Genomic DNA, 10,134 nt, shown 5'->3' with positions numbered 1-10,134 from the left:
TTCAAACCGTGGGGGAAGAATAACGTCCTTCAAGGCTGACTTCTTCAGCAGCCTGTTAAGGAAGTCGCCCTCATCGCCAGAGTCCAGAATGATGTCATTGCCACCGCCACCGTTGACGAGATCAACACCAAATCCTGACTCGATGAAATCGTCGCCGTCATCGCCCCAGATGCCATCGTCACCGTCAGAGGTGATGATGGTGTCATTCCCGTTGGTGCCGCCCACCGCAAGATGCTCTCCTCCGGTGACACGAATGTAGTTGGTTTCGACTTCACTCGTTGTGGGGTCGTCGCGTACAACCTTGCCCATGCCAAGGCCCTCGAGCACCGGATCGTTCCCCAGCGGATCATCAATCAACTGGTTTGCCTGATTCACTTCGAGAACAAAGTCATAGCGGGCAAACGAGTCCACGCCGATATGATGACGCACGACGTCGTCTTCGGTTCCGCGGATACCGTCCGCTCCCGGATCAGCCAAGTTGGTATTGGCCAGAAGCATTTTCGAGAAGGAGTTCTCCTCGAGTTCGTTGAGGAAGTTCTGACCTTGGGTCCGTGTCAGATAATAGAACCTGTCTCCGTCCTGAAGCGCTTCCATCTGCGCTTCGAAAATTGCGGTGAACGTTGACCCAAGCATGCCGCCGAACGGCATGATCCTCTCGCTCAGACCACCGACCCAGAGATCTATCGTATTGAGGCCATTGGTGTCGGACGTCCACCCGTTGCGCCCAAGCAGAAAGTCAAAGCGGTCGGCATCTGAAACAGCCCCGCCACCGAACACGAGATCAAAGGCGGCATCACGTTTCTCTTCAAGCGTGGTTGCGGCAAGGATAGTCGCATGCGCTCCATAGGCCGCAAGCAGGTTCACGACGGTCATCGGCGTCTTCAGGTTTGCCGCCAATTCGACCCAATTCTCATATGGCTTCAGCCAGACTGAATTGGTCTGTTGAAACAACTCCGCCCGTGCCTCGTTGAACGACGGAATGCCGGTGTCGCGGCCGCGTGCAATGTTGATCGCAGCAAGATCGAGTGGCAATCCAAGCAGGTTGCTGCGCAGGGCTGGAACGACAAATTCGTCGATTTGACTGCCGCGCTCGGTTGTCATCCCGCGGATCACAGCGGCGGCGGCTTCATCTGCACTCATTGCGCCATCGTTGTCATAGGCAATGGGATTGAGGAAGGCCGCAATGAGGCCCATGTTGTCCGTCGTCACCTCTCCTGTCGCCTCGTCAACCAAGACACGCGGCATGTTCTCGGTCAGCATCGAGTGCCCGAACCGATAGACGACATTGGCAAATTCGGCAAAGATGGACGGATTGATGTCCGTGACCGCATTGAAAACGAAGGGGTCGATGTTCGGATGGATCTTGCGTCCGAACTCTTCGAAGACAAGGTGCTGATACTGCATTTCGGTCGCAAAGCGCCCAGCTTGGAACAACCGTTCACCATCCCAGGTCAACGCAGCGGGGTCGGTTGGAATTGGATCGCCTACCGCGAGATCGACGAGAAGCCATTCGTTGATGAAATCAATATCGCCTGAGTCCAGAATAGTCTTCTTCTGGGCCTCCACCTGCCGGTTGTGCTCCGAGTGAAAGACATGGTGAACCGCTGTCAGGCCGATATTCTCATTGCCCCGGCCATCGCCGGTGATGAAATGACGGTCCAGCAGTTCATTGTCATAGGTCCCGGCGGTACTGACGCTATCGGAGAGGCCCACCGCTGCGTCGTCGTCCGGGGTTTTGAGCAGACCGGTCTGCGAGTCGAACGGGTTTGCGGCATGTGCGATGTCATCCAGGAACGCATGCCCGATGCGGATGGCGCCCGCCGTAAATGTATTGACGGGTGTCGTCAGATTCCCTTCGACCACATCATCGTCAGCGGTGTTCGGAATGCCATCCGCGCCAATACCTACCACGATCTGAGGCAGTCCGTTGGGACCGCGTATGAACTCGCCATAGTCATCCGTACGCAAAAGCGGGATGTTCAGGACGTCGCCATCGGTCAGCTCGATCCCAAGCAGATTGCGCGCTTGTGCCTTGATTTCCGCCCAAGTCGGCAACCCGCCATTTGCGCCGTCCAAAAGCTTGCCGGTCGAGACCGGGTTGCCATTGGTATCAAACGCGTACTCACGCATAAACACCTGATGCGAGGCGTGCGACGTATAGGTCTGGTTCTGATCGACAAAAGGCGTGGTGGTGTTCTGCCCCTCATGCTGCGTGTCATCGTCGGTGCCCAGCACGCCATCGGCACCGGGGCCGTCAACGGGAGTCGACCGTGTCAGAGCCATGAAGCGTAGATGGTTCGGAAGGTCGTCGGCGGTGCCGGCGATGCCGTCTGCCCCGAGAACAAGCGGATCATCTGCCTCCAACGGAATGAATATTGTTCCGTTGTTACCCTTGGTGATCAGGTCGAGACCATGATCGAAGAACTGGCCAAAGAAGGTCATCCAAGCATTGAACGGGGCCGAGATGCCGTCGTCAGGCGCAATGTTGGGAATCGTAGCAAGGTCGATGTCGTCGATCTCGATCTTGTTGCCGTTGGAGGTCGACAGCGAAACATTATCCACCAACACCTGCGAACCGCCGGTTTGCTGGATCTCGACACGAAGCGTCTGGCCCGCAAGCCCAGCAGCGATCGGACCGGTATCAAGGGACACATCGGCCCATTGCCCATCTGCGGGCTCTGGAAGGGTAATGGATGACAGAACCGTGGTGACGCCACCCGCGCCGACAGCAATCATCCTCGCTGTCCCGCCGGACCATACCTGATCGGTGCGATCACCGACACTCAAGCTCAGTTGATAGCTTGCACCTTCGGTCAGAGTGCCGCTGTCCTGAGAGAGTGTGGCGCCGCCAATAAGCCAGGCCACGTTTGGCCCAGGATGTCCAGCGGTTGCACTTACGCTGTCCACCGGAGCAAAAAGGCCGCCTGAACCCTCAGTAATGGTCCAGTCGCTGGGCGCAGTCGTGGTGAAATTGCCAAGCGGGTTCGATGTAACACCGGGCGCACCGTCAAGGAGCGGTTGATCTTCGAAACTTGCGTTCAAGAGCTCCAGGGTCTCGGGGCCTTCGCCGGGGCGAATTGGAATTGCATCTTCGCCGTAGCGCTCGTGGAACGCAGCAAGCGCGGCGTCATTCGAGAACCATGCCTCGACTGCGGCGGGGTTCGCCGTGCCTTGGTCCACAACGAGGTTGGAGATGATGCGCGGATCGGCGTCTGCTACGTTACCGGTATGCCCGCCATTGGTGCCCGACGGTGTGCCGATCACACCATAATCCGTGTTGGTGACAATCGGCCCACCAGGCGCGCCGAGCGGCATCACATCGCCATCTTGGTCGTTCAAGAAGTTTTGGCTCAGAAGTCGCGGCATCGGAGTATCCGCGGCGCCCCATTCCTCGCGCCCCTCAACCAGATTGTTGTATCTGCCGTCGACCGTGCGCAGGCCATAGGGCACAAGGGGATCTGGAATAGCGAGAACTGCGCCGGGTGTACCTTCTGGCACGGCATTTCCGTCAGCGTCGACGTAGATTTTCGTCAGCGGCGTTCCGCTCGCATGCGCTTCGCTGATCTTGACCTGCCGAAGAAAGAACTCGAGGTCCGCGATATTCAGTTTTACAGCCATGACACATCTCCCCATGTGGCCCGCCGCATTGAGCGCGCGAGCAAATTTTGATTTTTTTTCAATGCCTTGGGTTCCGGCCAATGGCGCCGGAATGTGTATGCTCAAATTGTTGGCAATACCCCCCAGGTATCCCCTTAAGGGTCTCACCGATTCCAAAATGTCGCCACGGGCAGAGGTCTGCCGCTTCGCCTGCACGAAAGCCCGCAGAATGAGTTGGACCAAGGCCAAAGAAACTTCAGACCAAGGTCCATGTGAACTTGGGCTCAAAGTCCATTGTTTGAGAGGCCGCTTGTGGCGTAGGTATTGGTTAACTATGGATTAATTATTGGTATTTGCCTGAAGCGCGCGTAGCCTTACTTGAGTGACCTTTTTGCTGTTGTGCGAGGCGTGCCACGAAGTGGCCACGAACCTTCTCAGAGGTCCTAATGCCCCAAAGCAAGAAACGACCGCCGAATCATCCAAGAGGGTCATCAAAGGCCATCCTGAGCAGGTTCCATGTGGCACCCAGCCCTCTGGCGGCGATTTTCACCGTGATGGTTATTGCTGTCATGTTTGCGCTTGGGGCTTTCATCATGTTCGAGTACCGCTCGCTACAGGTGCAATCGCATGGTCGGGTTGGAAGTGCCTATATCGACAACCTGCTCGCGCCGCTGGCGTTGGATCATTTCGAGATCCTCGGCCACACAAACCGCAACTCCAATCAGGCGTTCAGCTATGTGGCTCAGAAGAATCCAAATCTGGTAATGCGTGTCTGGACGCTTGAGGGCGCACTACTGTACTCGACGCTTCAAGACGACACCGCTGATCATCACGAGGCGGAGCATCTTAAAGTTGCGATGCAGGGCGAATTCGTCGTGAACCTAGAGACATCCGGCACGATTGATCCTGAATTTCCTCTCGCTTACCCGTATTTCGAAGTTTATGCGCCGATCCACGATCCAGAGAACGGCATGTTGATCGCCGTTGGCGAAATCTATCTCGATGCGTCCGAGCTTTTGCGTGACCGGTCCTTCGTCGAACGGGCAACCTGGGCCGCAGTGATCCTTGCTGCCCTGAGTATGTTGGCAATGCTAGCGCTCACCTTCAGCCAAAGCTCGCGATTGGAAGAGCTGTTGGCGGCCGAGCGAAAGATGGTCAAGCATAATGACCAACTGCGTCGCGCAGCCAACCGCGCACGGCTTGACGCCGCACAAGCCAACGAGCAGGTCCTCAATGTCGTAGGTGCCGAGCTGCATGACGGACCCATTCAGTTGCTCGGTCTGGTTTCCCTTATGAAGGATCAACATCCTCAAACCGAAATGCCGGATGGGACTTCGGTGCGCGGGCTGATCAGTCAGGTGATGACAGAATTGCGGTCAATTTCCGCTGGCTTGATCCTCCCCGAGCTCGAGGATCTGGACACCAGTAGTGTGGTTGCGTTGGCGGTCGAGCGGCATAAAGCCTTGATGTTTGGCGATGTGGAGATGGAGATCGTGGAGCCTTTGGCGAACTTGGATCTTCCGCGCAAGATTTGTCTCTACCGAGTGGTGTGCGAGGGGCTCAGTAATGCCGTTCGGCATGGTCAGGGCCGAGTTCCTCTGGTCACCGTTCACCAGAAGGGCTCGGTCTTGGACACCGTCATCTGTGGCGGCAAATCGCAGGGCGCAAAGACTACATCATCCATCACGCCTTGGCATTTGGGATTGCAAGGTATGCGACGTCGGCTCGACGCATTCGGTGGCCGTATTGAACTCGCAATCGCAGAGTCCTCCGCCACGCTCCATGTCACGTTGCCAATACAATCGCCGGATGACAAACCCTAAAAAGCGGTTCGGGGCTTTCGATCCACCAACACATTTCCAGCTTTTAGACGTGCGGCCGAATTGATTGAGCAGAGCCAGTCGAGCCGTCTCAAAATCGACCTTGGAGACCGTCAGTTCATTTTGGATGCGCGAATAAGTGCCCCACTGCTTTCAAGCTGTTGCGCGGCAAGAACGACTTCAACCCGGTTGCGGACATCAAGCTTTTGGATCAGCACGGACATGTAGTGTTTAACCGTCTTCTCTTGCAACGACAGTGCATCCGCGATCTCACGGTTTGTCGAGCCCCGTAGCAGTAGTCGAAGTACATCTTCCTCTCGCTTGCTGAACCGTACCCGCTCCATGGTGCGATAGCGAGCCTGTTGCCTAAGCCCAGCTACAACATTCGCGGAGACGCTTGGTGATAGATACGTATCCCCATTATGAACCTGTTGGATGGCATCGGCCAACTCTTCGAGAGTGCTGCCCTTCAAAACATATCCGAGAACGCCCGCCTCTAACGCAGAGATTGCCGTGTCCTTGCTGCTTGATGCTGTGAAAGCAACCAATTTTGAATGGGAATATTCTGTCGCAACCATTGCAATCGCCTCGATGATGACACCAGGCATATTCAGGTCGATTACGATTATGTCAGGCTTGACTGATCTTGCAATCTTGACAATGTCCTGAGCGGTCTTGCCAGAGGCAACAACAGTAAAGTTCTCAAGGGAAGAAAAAAGCTGACACACTCCGGTCAAGAAAACCGGATGATCATCGACAAATGCAACAGAAATCACTGGCATTGCAGCCCCCAGCAGCCCATTTTTCCCCCAAAAATACGAAGTTCAAAAAGCAATAGTGAATTTACAAGTTCTATATAGACGATATCACAAAAACGTGATTGAAACAATTCTTTGGATTCTGTCGCAAATTTCCGGGCAGGTTGAGAAGAGGCTTACGCTGGACATAATTATAAATCGCCCCGGTTTCATCGGAGATCTATAGCTTCACTTTGAAGTGCCCCTAGTTTCCTAGACACCTGCTTTTTTCAGTTTGCGCTGTCTTTCTTTGAAGTCAACGGGCGACAGCATGCGTTGTGCGTGTGCTTGCGCTTCGGGTTGTAGAACAAGTCGATGTATTCAAAGACATACCGTCGGGCTTCTTCGCGTGTGCGATATTTCCGCCGCCTGAGCGAGATCTATCGTCGAAAGGTTGAGGGGCTATCCGAGACTTTGGAGGATCCTGAGATCCGACCAATGGCGCTGGAGACCATTCGCGGGCTCATCCAATCCGTGACAGTGCACGAGACGGCGAGCGGCGTTCGGATCGACCTTGCGGGTGCGATCACAGCCCTTGTGGGGCTGGTTCAGCCTGGGGCTGAGGTGATTGTTGGCAGTGGTTCGGCAGAAGTGGTTGCGGGAGTAGGATTTGAACCTACGACCTTCAGGTTATGAGCCTGACGAGCTACCGGGCTGCTCCATCCCGCGACGGTGTGTAGACCTGATTTTGGTTTTTTGATCAGGCTATGAGGTTTGCGCGTTTATTGGCGCAATTTTTTGACGCCTGCAGATATATTCAGGGTCGGATCGTTTCGAGAGATACATTTTTCTACGAGGCTTTTACCAGGTTTGGCAGCGACCTACTCTCCCACGTCTTGAGACGCAGTACCATTGGCGCGACAGCGCTTAACGGCCGGGTTCGGGATGGGACCGGGTGTTTCGCTTGTGCTATGGCCACCAAACCGGGAAAAAGCCTCATGATTTTGTCCTACCGCCTATCGGCTACTTGAGGACAGATTTGTCCTGATCGCCTATCGGCGAGGTGAGGACGGGGTATCTCCAACCGTCTTTCCTTCGGTTGGGGAGGGGTTCCAAGTCAGTACTCTGTGATATGTGTATGCTTTTGATTTGTCTGTAACAGTCTTGCTATTACTGGATCAAATCAAGCCTATCGGGCCATTAGTACCGGTCAACTGAACGCATTGCTGCGCTTACATCTCCGGCCTATCGACGTGGTGGTCTACCACGGCCCTCAGGGATACCTTGTTTTGAGGGGGGCTTCCCGCTTAGATGCCTTCAGCGGTTATCCTGTCCGAACATAGCTACCCTGCACTGCGGCTGGCGCCACAACAGGTCCACCAGTGGTTCGTTCACCCCGGTCCTCTCGTACTAGGGGCAACTCCTCTCAAGTATCCTACACCCACGGCAGATAGGGACCGAACTGTCTCACGACGTTCTAAACCCAGCTCACGTACCTCTTTAAACGGCGAACAGCCGTACCCTTGGGACCTGCTCCAGCCCCAGGATGAGATGAGCCGACATCGAGGTGCCAAACACTGCCGTCGATATGGACTCTTGGGCAGTATCAGCCTGTTATCCCCGGCGTACCTTTTATCCGTTGAGCGATGGCCCTCCCACTTGGGACCACCGGATCACTATGGCCGTCTTTCGACTCTGCTCGACTTGTCAGTCTCGCAGTCAGGCTGGCTTCTGCCATTGCACTCAACGAGCGATTTCCGACCGCTCTGAGCCAACCTTCGCGCGCCTCCGTTACGCTTTAGGAGGCGACCGCCCCAGTCAAACTACCCACCACGCAGGGTCCCGGACCCGGATAACGGGCCGCGGTTAGACATCAAGAGTGCGAAGGGTGGTATCTCAAGGGAGGCTCCACGGGGACTAGCGTCCCTGCTTCAAAGCCTACCACCTATCCTGCACATCACAATCCTGATGCCAGTGCGAAGCTATAGTAAAGGTGCACGGGGTCTTTCCGTCTAACCGCGGGAAGCCTGCATCTTGACAGGCAATTCAATTTCGCTGAGTCTACGTTGGAGACAGCGGGGAAGTCGTTACGCCATTCGTGCAGGTCGGAACTTACCCGACAAGGAATTTCGCTACCTTAGGACCGTTATAGTTACGGCCGCCGTTTACCTGGGCTTCAATTCAGAGCTCTCACCCCTCCTTTTAACCTTCAGGCACCGGGCAGGCGTCAGACCCTATACGTCGTCTTGCGACTTCGCAGAGCCCTGTGTTTTTAGTAAACAGTCGCCACCCCCTGGTTTGTGCCCCCAGCCCCTAGTTGCCTAGGAACCGGGCCTCCTTCTCGCGAACTTACGGAGGTATTTTGCCGAGTTCCTTCAACGTAGTTCTCTCAAGCGCCTTGGTATTCTCTACCAGTCCACCTGTGTCGGTTTCGGGTACGATCTAGCGATGGAGCTATTTCCAGGAACCTCTCAGCGGCCCGTTCAATCCGATAAGAACGAACAACCTTTGAGATCCGTCACTTCCATCTGGCCCAGGAATATTAACCTGGTTCCCATCGACTACGCCTTTCGGCCTCGCCTTAGGGGTCGGCTTACCCTGCTCAGATTAGCTTTAAGCAGGAACCCTTGGACTTTCGGCGAGAGTGTCTCTCACACTCTTTGTCGCTACTCATGTCATCATTCTCACTAGTGATCTCTCCACGGGATCCCTCACAGGCCCGCTTCATCGAAGATTTCTTCTCCTCCATGGTGCCCCGAAGGACACTAAAGAGGATAGAAACCATGTCACACTACGCTCTGCTACCATGCCTTACGGCATCCTCGGCTTCGGCTCATGGCTTGAGCCCCGTTACATCTTCGCCGCAGGACAACTTATTTAGACCAGTGAGCTGTTACGCTATCTTTAAAGGATGGCTGCTTCTAAGCCAACCTCCTGGTTGTTTTGGTCGTCCCACCTGCTTTCCCACTTAGCCATGAATTGGGGGCCTTAGCCGGAGGTCAGGGTTGTTTCCCTCTCGACGACGGACGTTAGCATCCGCCGTCTGTCTGCCATCTAGTACTCCTCGGTATTCGGAGTTTGGTTAGGATCAGTAAGCCTGTGGGGCCCCATTACCCATCCAGTGCTCTACCCCCGAGGGTATTCGGATGACGCTCTACCTAAATAGATTTCGCAGAGAACCAGCTATCTCCGAGTTTGATTGGCCTTTCACCCCTAGGCACAACTCATCCCGACCTTTTTCAACAGGTGTGGGTTCGGACCTCCAGTTGGTGTTACCCAACCTTCATCCTGGTCATGCCTAGATCACTCGGTTTCGGGTCTGATCCATCTAACTCAACGCCCTATTAAGACTCGCTTTCGCTGCGCCTACACCTAACGGCTTAAGCTTGCTAGATAGACCAAGTCGATGACCCATTATACAAAAGGTACGCCGTCAGGGCTTATGCCCCTCCGACTGATTGTAGGCGTTCGGTTTCAGGTACTGTTTCACTCCCCTCGTCGGGGTGCTTTTCACCTTTCCCTCACGGTACTGGTTCGCTATCGGTCAGTAAGGAGTACTTAGCCTTCGAAGGTGGTCCTCCGATCTTCAGACAGAATTTCACGTGTTCCGCCCTACTTGATACGTCCCTCAAAGCTTCCCATACGGGGCTGTCACCCGCTCTGGCTGCGCTTCCCAACGCATTCTGGTCACTTATTGGGCTCGGCTGGTCCCCGTTCGCTCGCCGCTACTAGGGGAGTCGCTATTGCTGTCCTTTCCTCCGGGTACTTAGATGTTTCAGTTCTCCGGGTTTGCTCTTTAAGACCTATGTATTCAGTCAAAAAGTACCTGTTTCAGCCCGTTATAAACTGCCAAAAGGCAATTATAACAAACTGTCAGGTGGGTTGCCCCATTCGGAAATCCATGGATCACAGCTTATTCTCAGCTCCTCATGGCTTATCGCAGAGTATCACGTCCTTCATCGCCTCTTACTGCCAAGGCA

General features: G+C 54.9%; 3 protein-coding genes, 1 tRNA gene, 2 rRNA genes and 1 pseudogene (1 of these 7 running past the window's edge). 1 reads left to right on the top strand and 6 read right to left on the bottom strand.

All coding sequences use genetic code 11. From position 1 onward, the window contains the following. Nucleotides 1-3,699, bottom strand: a 3,699-nt coding sequence (locus tag ROSMUC_RS21185; protein ID WP_281256607.1) for a peroxidase family protein, incomplete at its 3' end; no start/stop codon positions are given. 416 nt (nucleotides 3,700-4,115) lie between these two features. Here ROSMUC_RS21185 and ROSMUC_RS11585 point away from each other — a divergent pair. Further along, entirely contained in the window at nucleotides 4,116-5,420 is a 1,305-nt protein-coding gene (locus ROSMUC_RS11585; protein WP_037273198.1) for a sensor histidine kinase, read from the top strand. 110 nt (nucleotides 5,421-5,530) lie between these two features. Here the strand turns inward: ROSMUC_RS11585 and ROSMUC_RS11580 are convergent, their stop codons facing one another. The 5 genes and pseudogenes from ROSMUC_RS11580 to ROSMUC_RS11565 form a co-directional block, all read right to left on the bottom strand. Then, complete coding sequence (locus ROSMUC_RS11580) at nucleotides 5,531-6,199, bottom strand: LuxR C-terminal-related transcriptional regulator (protein ID WP_037273196.1); 669 nt, start codon at nucleotides 6,197-6,199, stop codon at nucleotides 5,531-5,533. Nucleotides 6,200-6,427: 228 nt separating this feature from the next. Then, nucleotides 6,428-6,588, bottom strand: a pseudogene (locus ROSMUC_RS21350) (IS3 family transposase); the annotation flags it as partial. A 218-nt stretch (nucleotides 6,589-6,806) separates the two neighbouring features. Beyond that, nucleotides 6,807-6,883, bottom strand: a tRNA-Met gene (locus ROSMUC_RS11575). Nucleotides 6,884-7,022: 139 nt separating this feature from the next. Beyond that, nucleotides 7,023-7,137: ribosomal RNA gene (rrf, locus tag ROSMUC_RS11570) — 5S ribosomal RNA — on the bottom strand. Nucleotides 7,138-7,333: 196 nt separating this feature from the next. Next, nucleotides 7,334-10,134 (bottom strand): 23S ribosomal RNA (locus ROSMUC_RS11565) (it continues 29 nt past the right edge of the window).

Origin of the sequence: Roseovarius mucosus DSM 17069, from assembly GCF_000768555.3 — a bacterium.
GTDB classification, from domain to species: Bacteria; Pseudomonadota; Alphaproteobacteria; order Rhodobacterales; family Rhodobacteraceae; genus Roseovarius; species Roseovarius mucosus.
Note: the sequence above shows the minus strand (reverse complement) of the source record. Positions and strands in the feature narration are given on the sequence as shown.

What these genes read in the sequence shown, in the direction of transcription:
- ROSMUC_RS11580 (WP_037273196.1), bottom strand. Translation starts at nt 6,199, where the DNA reads ATGCCAGTGATTTCTGTTGCATTTGTCGATGATCATCCGGTTTTCTTG.